The sequence below is a fragment of the Rohdeia mirabilis genome, from assembly GCA_007750655.1.
Classification (GTDB): domain Bacteria; phylum Planctomycetota; class UBA1135; order UBA1135.
The window spans coordinates 3989032-4009530 of record CP036290.1; the positions used below are offsets into that span (position 1 = coordinate 3989032).

At 70.7% G+C, this 20499-nt stretch carries 15 protein-coding genes and 1 riboswitch; of the genes, 2 read left to right on the top strand and 13 right to left on the bottom strand.

All coding sequences use genetic code 11. The annotated features are described in order from the left end of the window. Window positions 1–80: 80 nt before the first annotated feature. Window positions 81–2753 carry a valine--tRNA ligase gene (locus Pla163_RS14880; protein ID WP_145190140.1) on the bottom strand — a complete coding sequence of 891 codons (2673 nt, stop codon included), beginning with the start codon at window positions 2751–2753 and terminating at the stop codon, window positions 81–83. 98 nt (window positions 2754–2851) lie between these two features. Next, a complete protein-coding gene (locus tag Pla163_RS14885; protein ID WP_145190143.1) occupies window positions 2852–3775 on the bottom strand; it encodes an SDR family oxidoreductase in 924 nt (307 codons plus the stop codon). Between the two features lie 117 nt (window positions 3776–3892). Here Pla163_RS14885 and Pla163_RS14890 point away from each other — a divergent pair, with 117 nt between their 5' ends. Beyond that, complete coding sequence (locus Pla163_RS14890; RefSeq protein WP_419185984.1) at window positions 3893–4783, top strand: diacylglycerol/lipid kinase family protein; 891 nt, start codon at window positions 3893–3895, stop codon at window positions 4781–4783. A gap of 108 nt (window positions 4784–4891) precedes the next feature. Beyond that, window positions 4892–5728: a 3-deoxy-8-phosphooctulonate synthase gene (gene kdsA, locus Pla163_RS14895; RefSeq protein WP_145190149.1), complete on the top strand. Its 837-nt coding sequence runs from the start codon at window positions 4892–4894 to the stop codon at window positions 5726–5728. A gap of 103 nt (window positions 5729–5831) precedes the next feature. On the opposite strand, the gene Pla163_RS14900 is transcribed toward kdsA, so the two are convergent. From Pla163_RS14900 to Pla163_RS14950, 11 genes are all read right to left on the bottom strand, one after another. Further along, entirely contained in the window at window positions 5832–7460 is a 1629-nt protein-coding gene (locus tag Pla163_RS14900) for a B12-binding domain-containing radical SAM protein (protein ID WP_145190152.1), read from the bottom strand. Between the two features lie 241 nt (window positions 7461–7701). Then, window positions 7702–8091 (bottom strand): iron-sulfur cluster assembly scaffold protein, encoded by a 390-nt coding sequence (locus tag Pla163_RS14905; RefSeq protein ID WP_145190156.1) that lies wholly within the window; start codon window positions 8089–8091, stop codon window positions 7702–7704. Window positions 8092–8235: 144 nt separating this feature from the next. Further along, window positions 8236–8321, top strand: a riboswitch (cyclic di-GMP riboswitch). A gap of 663 nt (window positions 8322–8984) precedes the next feature. Then, entirely contained in the window at window positions 8985–9965 is a 981-nt protein-coding gene (locus Pla163_RS14910; protein ID WP_419185985.1) for a sigma-70 family RNA polymerase sigma factor, read from the bottom strand. Between the two features lie 441 nt (window positions 9966–10406). After that, window positions 10407–10907, bottom strand: coding sequence for an rRNA maturation RNase YbeY (gene ybeY / locus Pla163_RS14915; protein ID WP_419185986.1), 501 nt, complete (start codon window positions 10905–10907; stop codon window positions 10407–10409). A 20-nt stretch (window positions 10908–10927) separates the two neighbouring features. Further along, window positions 10928–12010, bottom strand: coding sequence for a PhoH family protein (locus Pla163_RS14920; RefSeq protein ID WP_145190167.1), 1083 nt, complete (start codon window positions 12008–12010; stop codon window positions 10928–10930). Further along, window positions 12007–12927 carry a phosphatidate cytidylyltransferase gene (locus Pla163_RS14925; protein ID WP_419185987.1) on the bottom strand — a complete coding sequence of 307 codons (921 nt, stop codon included), beginning with the start codon at window positions 12925–12927 and terminating at the stop codon, window positions 12007–12009. The genes Pla163_RS14920 and Pla163_RS14925 overlap by 4 nt, the downstream gene beginning before the upstream one ends. Then, entirely contained in the window at window positions 12924–13694 is a 771-nt protein-coding gene (gene uppS, locus Pla163_RS14930; protein WP_145190173.1) for a polyprenyl diphosphate synthase, read from the bottom strand. Before uppS ends, Pla163_RS14925 begins: the two co-directional genes overlap by 4 nt. A 217-nt stretch (window positions 13695–13911) precedes the next feature. Then, entirely contained in the window at window positions 13912–15210 is a 1299-nt protein-coding gene (locus Pla163_RS14935; RefSeq protein ID WP_145190176.1) for an adenylosuccinate synthase, read from the bottom strand. Between the two features lie 114 nt (window positions 15211–15324). Further along, a complete protein-coding gene (locus Pla163_RS14940) occupies window positions 15325–16938 on the bottom strand; it encodes a hydantoinase B/oxoprolinase family protein (protein ID WP_145190179.1) in 1614 nt (537 codons plus the stop codon). Beyond that, entirely contained in the window at window positions 16935–18602 is a 1668-nt protein-coding gene (locus Pla163_RS14945) for a type II secretion system protein GspK (protein WP_145190182.1), read from the bottom strand. Before Pla163_RS14945 ends, Pla163_RS14940 begins: the two co-directional genes overlap by 4 nt. A gap of 295 nt (window positions 18603–18897) precedes the next feature. Beyond that, window positions 18898–20460 carry a type II secretion system protein GspD gene (locus Pla163_RS14950; RefSeq protein ID WP_145190185.1) on the bottom strand — a complete coding sequence of 521 codons (1563 nt, stop codon included), beginning with the start codon at window positions 20458–20460 and terminating at the stop codon, window positions 18898–18900. Between the last annotated feature and the right edge of the window lie 39 nt (window positions 20461–20499).

Sequence of the window (20499 nt, forward strand, 5' to 3'; positions counted from 1 at the left end):
AAGGGGCCCGGTCGCACGCACGTGCGACCGGGCCCCTTCTCATGTGGGCAGCGTTCCGAGTCGCCCTCGGAGGCCCGGGCTCACAGACCGGCCACGTTGCTCTCGAGCAGCGCCAACTCCTCGCGCTGCTCCTCGAGCTTCAGTCGATCGCTCGCGACCACTTCCTCGTCCGCATTGGCCAGGTAGCCCTTGTTCTGGAGCTTCTTCTCCAGACCGCCGATCGCGCCGGCGAGCTTCTTCGCGCGGCGCTCCAGCGTCTCCTTGAGGGCCGCGGTGTCCACGTCGTCGCCCAAGGTCACGAAGACCTGGATGGCGCCGGCCACTGCCGCGGCCGAACCCGCCGGCCGCGCGAGGTCCGCGCCGACTGCGAGGCTACCGAGATGCGCGAGTGCGAGCAGCCGCTCGCGCGAGGCCTCGAGCACCTCGAGGTCCTCGGCACGCGGCGACGTCACGAACGCCTCGAGCGGCTTGCGATCGCCGATCGTCGTCATCGCGCGAATGCTGCGCACGGCGCCGACGACGGCCTGCAACGTGCCGAGGCGCGCTTCGGCGTCCGCGTCGCGCACGAGCCCTTCGCCCGTCGGCCACGCCGTGCGTACGAGCATCGCGCCCGGCGTCTCGCCCAGCGTCTCGTGCAGCGCGTCCCACAGGACCTCGGTCTGGAACGGCGTGAACGGGTGCAGCAGTGCGAGCGTCTCCTTCAGAACGCGCGCGAGCGTTCCACGCGCCGCGCGCGCCGAGTCGTCGTCACCCTCGAGACGACTCTTGACGAGTTCGACGTACCAGTCGCAGAAGTCGTTCCAGACGAAGCGGTACAGGCGGCTGGCCGCGTCGTTGAAGTGGTAGCCGTCCAGTTCGTTCGTGACGCCCTCGACGGTCTCGGCCAGGCGCGACAGGATCCAGCGGTCCTCGAGTGCGGTGGCGCTGGCGGACGTTCCATCCGTCCGCTCGCCGCCCATCTGACCCAAGACGAAGCGCGCGGCGTTCCAGATCTTGTTGGTGAAGCGACGCCCCTCCTCGAAGCGGTTCTCCGACAGGCGCACGTCCTGACCCTCGCGCGTGAGCATCATCAGCGAGTAGCGCATCGCGTCCGCGCCGTACTGTTGGATCACGTCGAGCGGATCGATGCCGTTGCCCGCGCTCTTGCTCATGCGCTTGCCGCTCGAGTCGAGCACCGTCGCGTGGACGTTGCAGACGCCGAACGCGACGCGCTTCTCAGCGGGCAGGTGGTCCATGAACTCGTATCCGGCCATGATCATCCGCGCCACCCACAGGTAGATGATCTCGCGCGCTGTCGAGAGGAAGTGCGTCGGGTAGAAGCGTTCGAGATCGGCGGTCCGGTCCGGCCAACCGAGCGTCGCGAACGGCCACAGCCAACTCGACGCCCAGGTGTCGAGCACGTCCGCGTCCTGCCGCACGATCGGCTTGCCGGTCGTCGGGTGCGCGGAGCCGATCTCGAGGTCCTCGCGACTGCCCGCGGGCACGCCGTCCTCGTCGTACCAGATCGGGATCTGGTGCCCCCACCAGAGCTGACGGCTGATGCACCAGTCCTGGACGTTCTCGAGCCAGTCGAGATAGACCTTCTTCCAGCGCGCCGGCCGAAACTCCAGCGCGCCTTCGTTGGCGGCGCGGATCGCGGGCTCGGCCAGTTCCTTCATCTTCACGAACCACTGCTCGCTGACGAGCGGCTCGATCACGCTCTTGCTGCGATCGGACAGCGGCACCGAGTGCTTGATGTCCTCGATCCTCACCAGCAACCCGAGCTCGTCCATCCCCTTCACGACCTCGTCGCGCGCCTTCTCGCGCGACAGTCCGCCGAAGCGACCCGCCTCGTCGTTGAGCGTGCCGTCCTTGTGCAGGATCGTGATGATCGGGAGGTTGTGGCGCGCACCGCGCTCGTAGTCGGCCGGATCGTGACCGGGCGTGACCTTGACCGCGCCCGTGCCGTACTTCGGGTCGACCGACTCGTCCGCGACGATCGGGATCAGGCGATCCATGAACGGCAGGCGCACCTTCCGTCCGACCAAGCGCCCGTAGCGCTCGTCGTCGGGGTGCACGGCGACGCCGGTGTCGCCGAGCATGGTCTCCGGCCGCGTCGTGGCCACGACGATGCGCTCGTCCGTGCCGTCGACCGGGTACGCGAGGTGCCACAGCTTGCCCTTGCGCTCGACGTTCTCGATCTCGTCGTCGCTGATCGCCGTCTGCAGCACGCAGTCCCAGTTGACGATGCGCGCGCCGCGGTAGATCAGCCCCTTCTCCCACAGACGCAGGAACGACTCACGCACCGCGCGCGACAGCTCCGGGTCCATGGTGAACGCCGTCCGCGACCAGTCGCACGACGCACCGAGTCGGCGGTACTGTTCGAGGATCGCGTTGCCGTGGTGTTCCTTCCACTCGAAGACGCGCTCGAGGAAGGCTTCGCGCCCGAGGTCGTGGCGCGTCTTGCCCTCCTCGGCGAAGAGCTTCTTCTCGACCACGGCCTGGGTCGCGATGCCCGCGTGGTCGGTGCCCGGCACCCACAGCGCGTCGCGTCCCTGCATGCGCCGGAAGCGGATCACGATGTCCTGGATCGTGCCGTTCAGCGCGTGCCCCATGTGCAGCACGCCCGTCACGTTCGGCGGCGGGATCATGATCACGAACGGCTCCGCTCCCTCCGGCTTCTCGGCGGGCGGCGTGAAGGCCTTCGTGTCCAGCCAGCGCTGGTAGATCGCGGCTTCGTGTTCGTGCGGGTCGTAGCGGCTCGAGAGTTCCATGGATCGCGTCGGCGCGGCGTTTCGGGGGCGAACGGGCGAGCCACGATGGCGCCGGCGCCGGAGCCGGTCAAGGACGCCCGCCGGTCGCCGCCCGCCGTTCAATCGACGCGCGATCGATTCCAACCGTCGCCGAGCAACAGGCGCGCGCGCTCGGACGCGAGGCACACGTCGGCGGGACGCTCGGCTGCGAGACCCAGAGCCGCCCGTGGAGCCGCGCGTACGGCGCCGGTTCCGGGGCCCGCGGCGTCGAGACCTGCTGCCGCCAGGACCTCGAACCCGAACTCGGCGCGCGAGAGCCGTCGCTCGCCGCCCAGGTGCACGATCCCGCTCGCTGCCCGGTCGAGCAGGCGCACCAGGGCCCGCGCCGCCAGGTCCACGTCGAGCGGCGTGCGCCACTCGTCGTCGAACAGGGTCACGTCCCGCCCGGCCCGACAGGCGGCGAGCAGCCCGTCCGACGCGCCGAGGCCCCGCCCGCGGCTGTCCCCGTAGAGCAGCGGCAGGCGCGCGACCAGTGCCTGTGGGCAGGCCGCGAGGACCGCCGCCTCGCCAGCGGCCTTGGTCCGGGCGTAGACGCCGAGCGGGGCGACCGGGTCCGACTCGCGGCGGCCACCGGCGGGCAGGACGCGATCGGGTGCTTCGCCACCGAAGACCAGATCGGTCGAGACGTGCACGAGCCGCGCGCCGTGGCGCTCGCACCAGCGGGCGACCTCGGCCGGCAGCTCCGTGTTGAGCCGCTCGGCGCGCGCGGGGTCGGCCTCGCAGTCGCCGCCGCGCGCGAGAGCAGCGACGCACAGGACCGCGCCGGGGCGATGCAGGTCGAGCGCGGACTCGACGGCGCCGGGAACACTGCCGTCCACGGGGCGAGGCACGAGCCCGGCGGCCTCGAACGGGCGAGGCCCGGCGGCGACGACCGAACCGCACGCGTGGGCGGCGCGTCGCGCGAGGAGCGCCTCGACGACGGCGCGTCCGAGGAAACCGCTGGTCCCGAGCACGAACGTCGGAGCTTCGCTGGCCGGCTGCATGGCCCGCGATTCGTACCATCCCAGACCCCGCCACCGAACTCGAGTCGCGCGGGAACCTCTGACTCGACGACCGCGCCAGCCCGTGCGGGCCGCGTTCCCCCCCAGCCCGAGCCGACCGTGAACCACGCGCCCCTTCCCTACCGCCGTGCTCTGGTCGTGGCCAATCCCATCGCGGGTCGCGGTCGCGCCGCCGCCGCCGCGCGCGAGCTCACCGACGGCTTCACGCGCTGTGGCCTCGAGAGCGAGGTGCACCTGACGACCGCTCGGCGCGACGGCTGGGACCGCGTGCACAGCATGCCCGACGACGTCGACCTCGTCGTCGCGGTCGGCGGCGACGGCACGCTGCGCGAGATCCTCTCGGGCCTGGTCGGACGGGACGTCGCGGTCGCACAGTTGCCGATGGGCACCGCGAACGTCCTGGCGAAGGACGCGCGCCTGCCGCTGGACGTCGATGGCCTGATCGAACTGGTGCGCTCGGGCTCGACGTCGATCCTCGACACGGCCGAGGTGAACGGCGAACTGACGTTCCTCTGCGTCGGCGTCGGCTTCGACGGCGCGTGCGTCGCGGAGGTCGAGCGCCGTCGCAAGGGGCCGATCACCAAGCTCGACTACGTGACCGCGGGACTGCGCGTGCTCGCGAGCTACCGCCAGCCGCGCCTTCAGCTCGAGGTCGACGGCGCACCGATCGACGGCGACTTCGGTTTCGTGCTGGTCAGCAACGTGCGCGAGTACGGCGCGGTCTTCGGCCTCTCGTCGCTGTGCCGCCGCGACGACCAGCGCGCCGAGGTCTACGCCGTGCGCAACGCGAGTCGCTTCGGGTTGGCGCGCATGGCGACGACCGCGATCCTGCGCGAGCTGCCCGGCAAGGCCGCCGAGTTCTGGCAGGCCGGGCACGTGCGGGTGCGCGCCGCGGACGACGTGGCCTGGCAGATCGACGGCGACCTGGGCGGACACGGCTCCGTGGACTACGCGTTCGGCGGACAGCGCTTCCGGCTCGTCTCGCCCTGATCGGCGGCGGTTGGCGAGACCCGTGAGCGAGGGCGAGGGCCGAGTCCGCCGCGGCGCTCCACCCGCCCGAGCCTTGCCAGCCCGCCGCCCGTGCGCCACGCTGCGCCCATGACCTCCGAGAAGACCGCCCGCACGCTGCGGACGAAGGACGCCGAACTGGGCGGCGCGCGCCCCTTCCTCTTCGCCGGGCCGTGCGTCCTCGAGAGCGAGGTGCGCACCCGCGAGATCGCCGGGGCCCTGAACGAGATCGCGGGCGAGCGCGGCGTCGACCTGGTCTTCAAGGCCAGCTTCGACAAGGCCAATCGCACCAAGTCCACGTCGGGTCGCGGGCCGGGCCTCGAGGCCGGACTCGAACTGTTGTCGGGCGTGCGCGCCGAGTTCGGACGTCCGACGCTGACCGACGTGCACCTGCCGGAGCAGTGCGCGCTCGCGGCGGCCCACGTGGACGTGCTGCAGATCCCCGCGTTCCTGTGCCGCCAGACCGACCTCCTGCTCGCGGCGGGATCGAGCGGTGCGGCCGTGAACGTGAAGAAGGGTCAGTTCCTCGCGCCCTGGGACATGGGGCACGCCGTCGAGAAGCTGCGCGCCGGCGGCGGTTCGTCGATCAGCGTCTGCGAGCGCGGAACGACGTTCGGCTACGGGCGACTCGTCGTCGACATGACCGGCTTCGAGGACCTCGCCGCGCTCGGTGTGCCGGTCGTCTTCGACGCGACGCACTCGGTCCAACGGCCGGGCGGCGCGGACGGGACGACGGGCGGCAACCGCGATCTCGCACCGCTGCTCGCGCGCGCGGCGGCGGCCACGGGAATGGTCGACGGGTTCTTCTTCGAGGTACACCCGGACCCGGACAGCTCGCCGTCCGACGGCCCGAACATGATCCGGCTCGCCGACTTCCCGAGCGTGCTCGACGGCGTGCTCGCGGTCTGGGACGCGGCGCGGCGCTGAGGTCGCAGGCCCGTCGAGCGCTCGGGCCGTCCCGAACGCGCGCGGGGGCGCGGCGACTTCGCGGTCGCCGCGCCCCCGCGCGTTCGAACGGACCGTTCGCGGCTCAGGCGCCCTTGTTCATGACGGCCAACTTGCCGGCGTGCGTCTCGGGCTGGAGCTGCTGGTAGTCCTCGGACACGTCCTCCGCGGCGGCCTGACGCTGCCCGCTCATGCGGACGTACAGGTCGAAGAGCTTCTGCTCCACCGGGAACGTGTAGTTGCCGGTGCGCAAGCGCCAACCCGCGATGCGCGACATCGTGCGACGCACCCACTGACTGCCTTCCGACACGTGCATGTCGTAGAACGCCGCCGTGTTGTTGTAGCGACGCCACGTGTCGCGAATCGTGTCCGGCAGGGGCGTGTTCTGCGAGTTGTACTTGTACTCGAAGCAGTTGCCCCACTCGTCGAAGTCCTTCGGGGGCTGGTAGCCCATCTCGACGGCTCTGTCGTAGTCGACCGTGCCGGGGATCGGACGGAACGGATAGACCTCGGAGCCAGCGATCGGATAGCGGTGCTTGATCGCGGCCGCCCAACGCAGCGTCTCCGCCATCGTCTCCTCGGTCTCACCGGGGTAACCGATGATCCAGAACGTGCCGGGAACGATGCCGCGGTCGGCGAGCTTGCCGATCGCCGTCGGGATGTGACCGAGCGCGATCTTCTTGCCGATCTCGTTCTGCATGTTCTGGTCGCCGGTCTCGGCGCCCAGCCACAAGAGGTGGCACTGGCTGTCGCGCAACAGATCCAGCGTCTCTTCCTTGTAGCGCATGATCGTTTCGATCTCGATCGTGCCGTTCCAATGGATGGGCACCTTCAGATCGATCAACGTCTCGCAGAACTCCTTGGTGCGTTTCTCGGCCACGCCGAAATTGGCGTCCTGGAAGCGCAGGACGTCGAACTTGAAGCGCTGCTGGAGTTCGGCGATCTCCTCCGCGAGTTCCTTGCCGCCGATCGCCTTCCAACGGCGCCCGGTGACGCGCGGTGAACAGCAGAACGTGCACGGCTCGGGGCAACCGAAGCTCGAGAAGTGACTGAAGCCACGCGGCGGGTTGGACGGTGTCCAGTGCCCGGGCAGCGGGAACCGGTGCCGAACCTTCATCTTGGTCGGCGTGGTCTGCAGGGTCGCGTAGCGCTCGTACTCGAGCAGGTGCCACGGAACGGGTTCGAAGCGCTCGAAGCCGACGACCTCGCGATGGTTCGTGTAGTGGACCTTGCCGTCGCGCAGGATCGCGAGCCCGTCGACCTTCTCGAGCGACTCGCCCGCGTCGATCGCCTGGACGACCTCGCGGAACGTCAGCTCGCCCTGACCGAGTCCGACCGCGTCGGCGATGCCGCCCTCGAGGTACATCTCGGGGATGACGCTGGGGAACCATCCGCCCCACACGATCGGGAGGTTCGGGTACCGCTCGCGCACGGCCTGGGCCACGACGAAGCCGTCGTAGACCTGGTAGCCGAGGATGCACGAACTGGCGAAGACGAGTGCACCGTCGCAGGCCTCGAGGACCTTGGCGATGTAGTCCGGCTCGATCATCGCGTCGATCAACACGACCTCGTAGCCGTCGGCGACGGGGCCGCTGGCGATCTGCAGCAGCTCGAGCGGAAGGAGGTCCGCGCTGAAGACCTCGCCGCGGCCGGGATCGGCGCGGTGCGGGAGGAAGAGCACGACGCGACCTCGCGTCGGCGTCTGGGAGACCATGTGGAGCTTCGGAGGGGGGGAGCGGTTGCGTGCGAGACGCCTCGAGCGGCTACGAGGACACCTGGTGAGCGTGCCGGTGCGGGTGCGCCGATCGACGCGGGAGACAGGATCGTCGCGGAAGCGTCGTCGCTCGAAGACTATCACGACCCCGGTTCCGCCGGAGTCTGGGGGCAGCCCCGAGCCGTGAAGGGCCGGGCGCAGCGCCTCGGTGGCCCGCGCCGCGCGCCGGGACCGCCGCCGCTCAGCCCCGGGCCGCCAGGACCTCGTCGAGGGCGCGCTGGAAGAGTCGGACCACGTGGGCGCGCGGCCGCGGCAGGCCGCCGGCGCGCTCGACCTCCTCGGCGAGGTCGGCGCCGCGCAGCTCGCCGAGCGGGCGCCCGCTCAGCCGCTCGCACAGGAACGAGGCCACGGCCGTCACGGCCCAGCAGCCGCGCCCCTTGAAGCGCAGCTCGACCACGTCGGGCCGCAGGGGGTCGGGCGCGTCGCACCACAGCTCGAGCACGTCGCCGCAGGCGCCGTTCTCGACGCGCGCCACTCGCGCGGCCGCACCATCGAACGCACCGACCCGAAGCGGCGTCACGAGGTGCGAACGCCACGGTTCGGAAACACTTTCCAGGTCGCGCGGATCCACGCGCGCATCCTAGGCGGGCGCGCCGAGATTCGCTCCGTCGGCAAGGGACACGGCGGCGAGGGTTTGTGTCGCTCGCGTCGGTTGTGGGTCGCTCCGATTTGCCTCGCGCCTTTTCACGAGTATGTTTCCGCGCCTCGAAGATGGCACCGAGAAGGGCAAACCCACCGTGAGGTGGGGACGCAAAGCCACGGGCCCCTGACCGCAAGGGCATGGGTAGCCGGGTTACCGAAGAGCCGTCTGGACCTTCCCGCACGTCATCCGAGAGGTCGGAAGCTTCGGCTTCCGCCGGTTTCGAATCCTTCATTCGGAAGATGTGCCCCCCTGGTCGAGATCGGGAGTTCTCGGCCGGGGGGGACCCTTCACGAAGCGGATGCCGAACCGGTTCCTCGGTCCGACGTCATGTCAGGTCCCAACCAACGAACAACGGAACACGCGCAACGTGTCGCAGATGGCCGGTGCTTCGCAGCACCGATCCCGACTGCGCAGCGGAGGCGGAGTGGAATCGTTCGAGCAGAACCCCCTGCTACGAACACTCTCCCATCGGGAGAGGAAGAATGCGTCGGACGGTGTGGGGACACCGCGCCGGCGTTGTCGAAGAAGGAGGATCGAGACGTCGAGCGGATGGGGACCCGCTCTTCGACTCGCATCCCGGTCGAGCTCACAACGGGGACGGAGCACACCGCAATGGGGAGTACGGCGCCCTGAGCGCCGTACGCGGTGTCGAGCGCCACTAGGCGTCCGATCGGGTACTCGCGGGGGTATGGGAGTTCGCTCCCGTACCCCCGCACTTTCGTTGCCGGCAGGACTCCGGTCGATGCGACCCGGCGCAGGGCGCGGAACGTCGATCGGCGGCTGGCACGGAGCAAGGCCTCCGGCGCGCCCTCCCCCGCCGCTCAAGCCTCGGAGGTGAGGCGATCGCGCAGTCGACCGATCAGTCGCGTGTGGATCTTGCAGACCCGCGACTCCGAGAGACTGGTCAGTTCGCCGATCGCACGCATCGGCAGGTCCTCCCAGTACTTCAGGTAGACGATCCGGTACTCCTGGTCCGTCAGGCGCTGGGCGACGAGCGCCATCAGTTCGTCGCGCGTCAGATGGTTGTCCGGGGCTTCGGACCGCGTGTCGGGAACCACGTCGAGCCCCGCATGTCCGTCGTCGACGTCGAGCGCGCCCTTGGTGCTGAGCGAGATACCCGGCAGACCGACGCCGAAGAGCAGCTGGTACTGATCGGTCGACAGGTCGAGCGCGTCGGCGAGTTCGTCGTCGCTCGGCTCGCGTCCCAGCCGTGCGCGCAGTCGCTCGCCCTCGCGCTTGTGCTGTTCGATGCGCTGCCGCCAGGGTCGGGGCAACCAGTCCTGCGAGCGCAGCTCGTCCAGCAGTGCGCCGCGGATGCGTCGGTCGGCGTAGGCCTCGAAGCGCACGCCGCGCCCGGGATCGAAGCCCGTGATGCACGCGATCAGTCCCACGTTCGCCGCCGTCGCGAGATCGCCGCGGTCCACCGAGCGCGGGAGCTTCGACGCGAACCGTCCGACGATCTCGCGCACCAGGAACTGGTAGGCCTCGACGAGCTCGTTGCGCGACTCGTCACAGCCGGACCCCCAATAGGTCCGCCAGGCGAAGAACAGGTCGTCGCCGACGACCGCGCGCGCGGCACCGGCACGTACGCGGTGGGCGGAGCGCCGACGGTCCTCGGTGCTGGGCCGCGCGCGACGGGGCTGGGGTTCGAGGACGTGCTCGGGGAGCTCGCCGAGATCGGGAGCGATCTCCGAGGAGTCCACAGCCATCGCGCGGACCGCGATGCCCCGCGTCCGAACGTCGCGCGTCAGCGCGGCGCCCAGCCGCTCGAGGTCCGCGACCCGGTCGGGTGCGAGCTCCACTCGCTCGTTCCCGGTCGCAGAGACGTCGAGCGGATCGATCACGCCAACGACTCCGGGAACGGGACGGTCGAGCTCGGACCGTTCGGAGGCAGAGCCGCCGTGACGGGAGCATCGTCGAGCGCGGACGCGAGCGTGCTCGTGTGAAGGGTCTGGGACATCGGTCGGCTCCGGTTGGAACTCGCACAACGTTGCGGTGTGTCCGCGCTCACGCGCAAGCACTTTCACGCCCCGCGCGACGTGTCGAACACCATGGGCGCGCACGGCTGCGTTCGTCCATCGGGCGACTGCACCGGCCGCATCGTGCGCGTGCATCCGTGAACGTCCGCGCCGAGGCGACCGACGTCGTGCCCCCATCACATGCGGCGCGCGCACCGGGCGTCCGTCGCGCCGTTCGTGGGCCAGCCCGCAAGCGCGTCCAGATGCACGCAGGAGCCCGTTGCCTCAATCCTGGTCGTGCGGGAGCGGGTCGTCCTCGTACCCGAGCGAGCGCAGGACGTCGCGCTCGGCCGCGCGCATGCGTGCACGCTCCGCCGGTTCGTTGTCGTCGTACCCACACAGGTGCAGCGCGCCGTGCACGACGTAGAGGCACGTTTCCCGCGCGAGAGACACGCCGCGTTCGACCGCCACGTCGCGCGCGCGATCGATGCTCACGAACAACTCGCCGTCGGGCCCGTCGTCGTCCGGGAAGAGCTCGTCGAACGGGTCGACAGCGATAGGTCCGACGTCGGACGCAGCCTCTTCGGCGGACGCCCCGGGCCCGAGGTCGACGGTGATGACGTCGGTCGGCGCCGGGTCGTCGAACAGTTCGACGTGCATGCGCGTCAGCGTCGGCTCGTCCACCAGGACGACGTTGACGACCGCGCCGGCCCGACCGCCGAACGCCAGTGCCGCCGTGGCCGCACGTGCGATCGACGCGTCGTCGATGCCGGCCGGTCGATCCACTTCCCAGTGGACCCCGACCGTCACCGGCCCGGCTCCTCGGACTCGCGCACCGGCGCCTCGTAGGCCTGCACGATCTTCTCGACGAGCGGGTGACGCACGATGTCGCGCGGTCCGAACTCGACGATCGCGACGTCGGCGAAGCCGCGCAACTTCTTCGCGGCGTCCTCCAGACCGTTCCGTTGCCGCAGGCCGAGGTCCGACTGCGTCGGGTCGCCGGTCACGACCATGCGCGACCCTTCGCCGAGTCGCGTCAGGAACATCTTCATCTGCTCGGTCGTGGTGTTCTGCGCCTCGTCGAGGATGACGAGAGCGTGACTGAGCGTGCGACCGCGCATGTAGGCGAGCGGCGCGATCTCGATGACACCGGCTTCCTCGAGTCGGTGCACCTCGTCCATGGAGACGAGGTCGAACAGCGCGTCGTAGACCGGACGAACGTAGGGATCGAGCTTGGCCTGCAGGTCTCCGGGCAGGAAACCGAGTCGTTCGCCCGCTTCGACCACGGGACGCGTGACGATCAGTCGTCGCACGGATCCGTTGCGCAGCGCGCGCACGCCGGCCGCGGCGGCGAGGAACGTCTTGCCGGATCCGGCCGAGCCCATGCCGAACGTCAGCGAATTGCGCTCGATCGCTTCGAGATAGGCGCGTTGGTTCTGGGTGCGGGCTTCGACCGCGCGCACGCGCAACGACGACAGGTCCACGTGTTCTGGCGCCGAGGATCGCCGCCAGCCGTCGTGTCCGCGCCGTGCGCCTTCGGACCGACGACCTTCGTCGCGGGTCGATCCGCCGCTCGAGCCGGACGTCGCGACGGCGCTACCCGTGGCGGTCGGTGCGGCATCGTCTCCGTCGGCGAGCAGAATCTCCTCGATCGTGCGCGCGTCCAGTTCGCGCCCCTTGCGGTGCTTGCCCAGGAGGTGCTCGATCCGCGACGCCGCGCGCGTGACGCTGGCGCGCGGACCCTCGAGGCGCAGGTTGCCCGACCGGGCGTAGAGCTCGAGGTCGTAGGTCTGGCGCAGCAGCTTGGCGTTGCGGTCGTACGCGCCCAGGACGAGGATCGCCTCGTCGTTCGAGCGCAGCGGAATGGTGATGGAGTGCACGGATGTCATGCGGGAATCAGGAGCGGCCAGGTCACGAGGGCGACCGGGACCGTGACGAGAAGACTGTCGCAGACGTCCAGCATGCCCCCCGAAGCACCGAGCCACGTACTCGAATCCTTCACCTGCACGCGCCGCTTGACCCAGCTCTCCAGCAGGTCGCCGGACTGGGCAGCGAGATTCACCGTCGCGCCGATCAGGATCGCCGACAGCGTGTCGAGCCCGGGGGGGAAGAGACCGAGCGCCGTGCACGCCGGCCCGGCCGCCGCTCCGACCAGGAAAGAGGCGAGGCAGCCTTCCGTGGTCTTGCCCGGGCTGAGCTTCTTGAACGGGTGGTGCCGACCGAGGGCGTTGCCGGCGTAGTAGCCCGCGATGTCACCGATCTTGGAGAGCAGGATCAGCGCGCCGAGTCCCGCGAGGGCGGGGTGGCCGGCGCGCTCGAACGAGCCGTACACCTCGGCCAGCAGCGGCAACGGCGGCACGATCCACAGGGCCAGGGCGGCGGCGAGATGCGGCCGCTCGGCGCGCGTGGCGAGACCGACCGCGAAGGCGGCGAGCCCGGCGGCGACGTAGACCGCAGCGGCCACGGAGAGGACGGAGTCCTGCACCCGTTCCGCGCCGAGCAGGGAATCGCGGACGATCCAGACCGCGGCGGCGGCGACGAGTCCGACTGCGAGCGGCGCCGTCCAACCGCGCCCGCGCAGGCGGCCCATGCGTCCGACCTCGAAGAGCGTCGCCGCGGCGAGGAGTCCGCCGATCGCGAACACGGGCCACGACGAACCGATCGCGGCGGTCGCCCAGAAGGAGAGGGCCAGGACTCCGACCAGTGCGGCGCCGGTTCGCGTGCGGCGCCAGATCGACGCGGCCTTGCTGCGCTTCGGCGCCGGTTCGGATCGACCGGCCTCGTCCGCTCCGACCGGTCCGCTCAATGGGCCGGACCGAGTTGGGCGCGCTTCGGTCCCGTCAGGCCACCGAACTTGCGGACGCGGCCCGCGTACGAGTGGATGGCCGCCAGCAGCTGGTCGCGACCGAACTGCGGCCAACAGACGTCGCACACGTAGAGCTCCGAGTAGGACGCCTGCCACAGGAGGAAGTTCGACAGGCGCATCTCACCCGCGGTGCGGATGACCAGATCGGGGTCCGGCGTGTGCGGGTCGTACAGGTGCGCGCGCAGCGTCTCCTCGTCGATGTCGGCGGGGTCGAGCGCTCCCTTGCGAACGTCTTCCACCACCGACTTCACGGCGTCCGCGATCTCCGAACGCCCGCCGTAGGACAGGGCCAGTCGCAGCGTCATGCCGGTGTTGTCGGCCGTCAGGCGCTCGGTCTCGCGCAACGTCGCCAGCGGTCCCGCCGGCAGGTCCGCGAGCCGACCGATGCCGCGCAGACGGATGTCGTTCTCCATCAGCGTCGGCCGCTCCTCGACCAGGTAGCGCTCGAGCAGCCGCATCAGGTAGCGGATCTCGCGCTCGGGTCGCTGCCAGTTCTCGACGGAGAAGGCGTACAGCGTGAGGCTGTTCATGCCCATCTCGGCGCAGGCCGTCGTGATGTCGCGCACCACGTTCGCGCCGCGGCGATGACCGAAGACGCGTCGCAGGCCCTTGCCCTCCGCCCACCGTCCGTTGCCGTCCATGATGATCGCGACGTTCTCGGGGAACGGGCCCGCGAGATCGGGACGCTGGATCGGACGCTTCGGCATCGGGGAGGGTCGGAACGTGGCCCCGGATGCTCTGGGGCGGTGGCTCGGATGGACGGGTGGACCGCTCGCCTCCACCGTCATCGGCGGCGCGATCGTCCTGGGCGCCCCAGAGCATAGGAGAGCCCCCCGCGATCGGCCCAACTCCTTTCGCGCCGAGCGCACCGACCCGGCGCTCGGTCGCGCGTGGGCCGGCAGTTCGACCCGCGACCCTCGACGATCAGCGCGCGGGAGCGGTCAGGCCGCGCGGAATCACCTGCTCGCGATCCGGACCGATCGACACCATCACGATCGGCACACCGATGGCCTCTTCGACGAACTCGACGTACTCGCGAGCCGCGGCGGGCAGGTCCTCGAAGCGCCGTACCCCGGTGATGTCCTCGTTCCAGCCCGGTCGGTCGTCGTACTCGACCTCGACGCCGTCCAGGGTCGAGGCGGCGGCCGGGTACTCGGTGAAGCGCTCGCCGCCGATGCGGTAGGCGACGCCGACGGGAACGGTCTCGAGGCCCGAAAGACCGTCGAGCTTGGTCATCACGAGGCCGTCGGCTCCGTTGAGGTCGAGCGCGTAGCGCAACGCGACCGCGTCGAGCCAGCCACAGCGCCGCGGACGCCCGGTCGTGGCGCCGTACTCGCCCCCCACCTCGCGCAGACGGTCGCCGCGCGGGCCGGTGTCCTCGGACGGGAAGGGACCTTCCCCCACGCGCGTGCAGTAGGCCTTCGCGATACCGACCGAGCGATCGATCATCGTGGGCGGGACGCCGGCGCCGGTGGAGATCCCGCCGACCCCGGTGTTCGAGGAGGTCACGAACGGGTAGGTGCCGTGGTCGATGTCGAGCATCGAGCCCTGGGCCGCCTCGAACAGGACCGACTTGCCCGCCTTGTAGGCCTGGCGCAGCTCGGCACCGACGTCGAAGACGAACGGCGCGAGGTAGCGACCGAGTTCCGTGTAGCGCTCGATCTGCTCGGCCTCGTCGAAGGCCTGCTCGCCGCCCAGTCCTTGGCGGATCGCGTTCTTCTCGCGCAGCGCGGCCACGAGGCGCGGCGCCAGCACGTCGGGATCGAGCAGGTCCGCCACGCGCAGTCCGCTGCGCGCCGCCTTGTCCGCGTAGGCCGGACCGATCCCGCGTCCGGTGGTTCCGATCTTGTCTGCGCCGCGCAGTCGTTCGGTCAGCGCGTCGAAGCCGCGGTGGTGCTCGAAGATGACGTGGGCCCGAGCGGAGACGCGCAGGTTGTCGGGTCCGACGTGCACACCGCGCGCGCGCAGGCCCTCGATCTCCTCGACCAGCTTGGCCGGATCGAGCGCGACGCCGTTGCCGATGACGTTGACGCGGCCCGCGTGCAGGATCCCCGACGGGATCAGGTGCAGGACGTGCTTCTCGCCACCCGTGATCACGGTGTGCCCGGCGTTCGAACCGCCTTGGTAGCGCACGACGTAGTCCACGTCGCCGGCGAGGTGGTCGATGATCTTGCCCTTGCCCTCGTCACCCCACTGGGCACCGAAAAGACACAGTGAAGGCATGGTTGGAGAGCGGTTCGAGGTGCGGCGGGCAGGGCCCGCGCGCGCGGACCGGAACGGTTCGGTGGCGATTCTCCGTGGGCGGGCTCGACCCCTCAAGGGAAAACGAGCGCGCGTTCAGTCCGCCGAGCCGAACCCACCGCCACCGGGCGTGCGCACCTCGACCCGGGCGCCGCGCGGAAGTTCCACGCTGTCCTGCGCGGCCAGTTTCCGACGCGCTCCGCCGGCAGCGCCGCGCACCCACGCGCCTCCGACCCCGCGCGCGGCCTCGCCACCGCGCGCCCCGGCCGCTCCGCGCTCGCCGCGACCGCTGAGCCAGCTCAGGCGGACCGGCTCGTCGAACTCGAACTCGCGGACGATTCCGTCCCCCCCTCGCGCGGCACCGGCCCCGCCACTGCCGCGCACCAAGGTCGAGCGCAGGACGCGCACGGGCAGACTGCGCTCGAGCGACTCCACGGGCGTGTTGCGCGTGTTCGTCATGTGGCAGTGCACGCCGCTCTCGCCCGGTCCGTTCGGTCCCGCGCCCGCGCCGCCGCCGTGGGTCTCGTAGTGCGTGAACGCGCGCCGCGCCCCGAGTCCGGCGCCGAACGCCAGGTTGCTCATCGACCCGCAGCTGGCGGCCGGCAGTCCGGCGCGGCTCGCGGGACCGAGCGCGGCGAGCAGGAGGTCGACCAGGCGCTGGCTCGTCTCGACGTTGCCGGCGGCGACGGCGGCCGGCGGCAGCGCGTCGACGACCGAACCCGGCCGCGTGACGAGTTCGAGCGGGGCGAGCACGCCGTGGTTCGTCGGCGTCCCCTCGGGCAGGAGCAACCGCAGCACGTAGAAGAGCGCCGCCTCGGCCACGGCGCGCGGCGCGTTGAGTGGCGCGGCGACCTGGTCGTCGCACCCGCTCAGGTCCACGGACAGCGTCGCGCCTGCCACGCGACAGGTCACGTGCAACGCCACCTCGGCGCCGCTCTCAGCCAGCGCGATGTGATCGGTCGCGGTCGTCGTCCCGTCGGCGAGGGCCCGCACCGCCTCGGTCGCGAGTCGCGCGGTCCAACCGATCTGGTCGCGCGCGCGATCCGCGAGCGCCGCAGCTCCGTACTCGGTCGCGAGCGCGCGCAGACGTCGTTCGCCGGCCACGAGCGACGCGTACTGGGCCAAGAGATCGCCGCGCCGCTCGTCGGGAACGCGCACGTTGGCGAGGAACAGATCGAGCAGTCGCGGATCGGGGCGTCCGTCCACGAACATCCGCAGCGGGGGGATCCGCAGGCCCTCGGAGTAGATGTCGACCGCGGGCCCCATCGAGCCGGGGAACGGTCCGCCGACGTCCGCGTGGTGGGCGCGGTTCACGACGAAGTAGTCGGGCGCACCGCTCTGGCCGTCGAGGTGGATCGGCGCGACGAGCGTCAGGTCGGGCAGGTGCGAGCCGCCGGCGAACGGGTCGTTCAGCAACCAGGCCTCGCCGCGCGTGAAGCCTTTCGCTCCGACCACCGCACGCACGGCTTCGACGCTCGCCCGTGCGGCGCCGAGATGCACCGGCAGGTGCGCGGCCTGGGCCACGAGGCGCCCGGCGTCGTCGAACAGGGCGCACGAGTAGTCGCGTCGCTCGACGATGTTCGGCGAGAACGCGCTGCACTGCAGCACCGCCCCCATCTCCTCGCACAGAGAGCCGAACAGGTGGCCGAAGACCTCGACCTCGAGCGGGTCGAACGCGCGGGGCGCAGCGGAGCGCCGGCCGCGGCTCAACGGTCCTCCTCGGGGAAGTCGAGCACCTCGTACGGCATGTAGTCGAGCACCTCCCAGCGCACCAGCGGAACGATCTCGGTGTCCTCGCCCGACCCCTTGCGCCAGACCGTGCAGGCCACCGTGCGGCGCAGGTTGGTGAGCGACTGTTCGATCTTCTCCTGCTCGACGCGCGAACGTGCACTGCCCTGCTCGGCGCCCGTGGAGCGCCAGGCCGTCACGTAGATCGTGAACACCTGACTGCGGACGTCGACGTGCTGCTTGATGTCGTTGCGCTGGATCGGTTCGAGTCCCTTCCAGGCCTCGAGCTGGTTGAGCTGGTTCGGCGAGGTGAAGATCTTGGTGTCGGGCACCGGTTCACCGAACTCGTCGAGCATGGGCTCGAGCTCTTCCTCGGCGTTCGGGTCCTCTTCCTCCTCCTCGTTGCGCCACTCGATCACCTCGTCCCAGAACTCCGGCGGGACGTCGCGATCCTCGAACAGCGACTTGAGCACGGCTCCCGGCGCGGTGTTGAGATTGACGGCACCCGAGACGATCGAACCCGCGCTCGTGCCGGAGGAGCTGCCCCCGCCGCTGTCCTTGCGCAGGTCCGACTCGCTGACCTCGTTCTCGGTCGCGGTCACGCGCCCGCCGGAGTCCATCGTGAGTGACTCGCCGAGCGCGCCGCCCGCTCCCCCCGACCCACCGGACCCGTTCGCGCGATCGCTCTGGTCGGCCTCCGCCTCCTCGTCCCCACCGGCCGCGGACGCGCGCTCGTCGAGCATCTCCTGACGCGTCCAGACGGACGAGTGCACGGTCAGGAACGACGTCAGCGAGTGGACGACGTCGCCGTTCTCGTCGCGGTAGTCGCGGAAGAGCTTGGGGTCGAACTCCTCGAGCACGAGGAACTCGCGCATGGACAGCGGGAGGTACACGTTGGACTCCGCCTCGAACGACGTCACGAGGTTGGGACGCGGGACGTCGCTGCCCGAGCGATCGAGCATGTAGTCGCGCATCGCCTGGGCCATGTTCTCGGCCTCAAAGGTCTCGACGTCCTCGGTGGTCCCCTCGCGGAAGAGGTCGATGACGCGAGCGACGCGGCGGAAGGCCTTCTCGGCCTCGTCCTCGTCGCGCGTCAGCATCTGCAGCACGTTGAGCTTGCTGTTCTCGTCGACGATCAGGACGCGCAACTCGATGGGGGCGAACTCGGCCGTCCGCTGGGGTTGGGCCCAGAGGTCCTTGCGCGAGTCGGACGGTCCGGCCGAGCCCTCGCCGGCGCCGGCGCCTCCGGGCATGTTGCTCGCCAGATCGCCCAGCGCGCCGAGTCCAGCCCCGCCCAGCGCGCCGCCCAGTCCACCACCGGCGCCCCCGCCGGCCTGGGACTCCTCCTCTTCCTGGATCGCGTCGTCGCGCAGGTCCTCGAACGCCTTCAAGAGGGCCGACTCGATCGCGAGGTCGAAGGACGACAGCTCGACCTCGTTCTGAGCGGTGCGGAAGTCGGTGCTCGTGCTGATGCTGATCTGTCCGACGATCAGCACCAGGACGAACAGGACCAGGAGCGCCATCATCAACGCCGCACCGCGGCGCGCGGCCGCCGCGCCGGCGAGGGCACGCGGACGCAGCCCCAGGCCGCGGCTCCGCGAGGAGGCCGGGAGGGACGGGTGGCGGCTGGGATCGGCGCAGTGCATGGCGTGGGAAGGTCTGGGGTCGCGGCCGGAGCGGGCCGGGCTCGCGTCGAGAGCGGGCGGTCGCGGAGGCGCGGTGCGCGAACCGCACTGGACCCCCGCGAGCGATCCTATCTTCCCGTCCGGGCCGCGCGGCCCACGGGGAGGGTCCGGCCGCGGTTCGCGACGGACGAGGCGCCGCTCGAGCCCCGGCGCGCGCACGTGCGGCGGCAGAGGTACTGCCCGAAGGCTGCCCCTTGGCACTGGGCCGGGCGAACCCCGTCCGGCCGCTCGCACACTCGGACTCGCGCGCGCCGCCCTACAGGTCGGACATGAAGTCCGTGCCCTGGAGGATGCGCGGCTTGATGAAGAAGAGCACGTTGGTGCGCTCCTTCACGCGGCGCTCCGAGCGGAACAGCAGGCCGATCAAGGGCAGGTCGCCGAGGATCGGGACCTTGCGTTCCTGGTTGACCTCGCGAACGGTCTCGAGACCGCCGATCACGACCGCTTGGCCCGGCTTCAGATACACGACGGTTCGCGCCTGTCGGCGAGCGATCAGCGGCGAGCGCACCTCGTTGCCGTCGCCGTCGAAGAAGCTGATCGCGGTGCCGACCTGTTCGGACGCCTCGATGTAGAGGTTCAGCGACAGGGTGTCGGTGCCGAGGACGCGCGGTGCGGCGAAGAGTTGGACGCCGACCGGCTTGAACGTGAGCGACGCGTTGAAGTTGCCGTTCGCGCTGTTGAAGCCCGAGAAGCTGATGAACGGCACGTCGCGCGTGTTGATCACCTCGGCCACACCGCCCTCGCGCACGGCGATCTTGGGCCGCGTGGTGATGTTGACGTTCTCCCAGGTCTGGATGACCTCGAGCAGCGCGTCGATCCGCACGCCGTCGGTGATGGCACCGAGCGACAGAACGGCCTCGTTGGCGTCCGCGGTGTTCGGGACGGCGTAGGAGAAGAAGTCGACGAGCGTGCCGTCCGGGAAGTCCGCGACGACCGAGCCGTCGACGCCGACACCGCGCACGCCGTAGTCGATCTCGTCGCGCGTGATGACCTCGACGATGCTGGCCTGGATCTCGATCTGCGGGACGCTGCCGACGAACAGGTCGATGAAGTCCTCGATCTCGAGCAGCAGCTCCTCGCCGGCGGTCACGACGAACCAGTCGGCGATCTTGATCGACTTGGCGTCGGACGGCGCGGGCAGGAGCTGCGGCTGGAAGCTGGAGTACTGCTCGAAGTCCCAGTCCTCGAGCAACAGGATCTGGGCCACCTCGGGCCCCGGCGGATCCTCGAGCGGCGGCACCGGGTTGTCGCCCTCGCCGATGATCTGGTAGACGATCGGGAAGCCGCCGATCTGCGCCATCAGCTGCAGGAGGCGCTTGCCGCGACCGAGCTGCAGCGGATAGGGCTTGGTGATGCGGCCGTCGCGGCGCACGACGATGCGCTCGCCGAAGCGCAGGTACGGGTTCTCGGAGAAGCCCTCGAGCGGATCGATCGGACCGGTGTCGTCGACGGCGCGTGCGGCGCGCGCCATCGGAGCGGGCAGGCCGCGGGTCCCGGCGTCGTTCTGACCCGGACCCGGCACGCCCCAGGCGGGGATCGATTCGCCGAACGGGGACGGTTCGACGGGACGCAGGTCCTGGACCGGTCCGACCTGCTCGGGATCGGACTCCACCACTTCGCCCGTGACGGCGGTACTGGTGCCCTCCTCCAGGAGTTCGCGCAGCTCGGCCAGACTCCCCGTGCGGCCCTCGCCCTCGGACGGGGCGGGTGCGGCGCAGCCCCCGACCAGGCCCGCGGCGACGAGCAGCCACGCGAGGGCGCGCGACGAGCGGCGCGGCCCCGGGCTGGGCACTCGGTGCGGGGTGTGGACGTGGACCATGGCTGCGGGACCTGGAGACCGGCGCGGTGAGTCTGACAC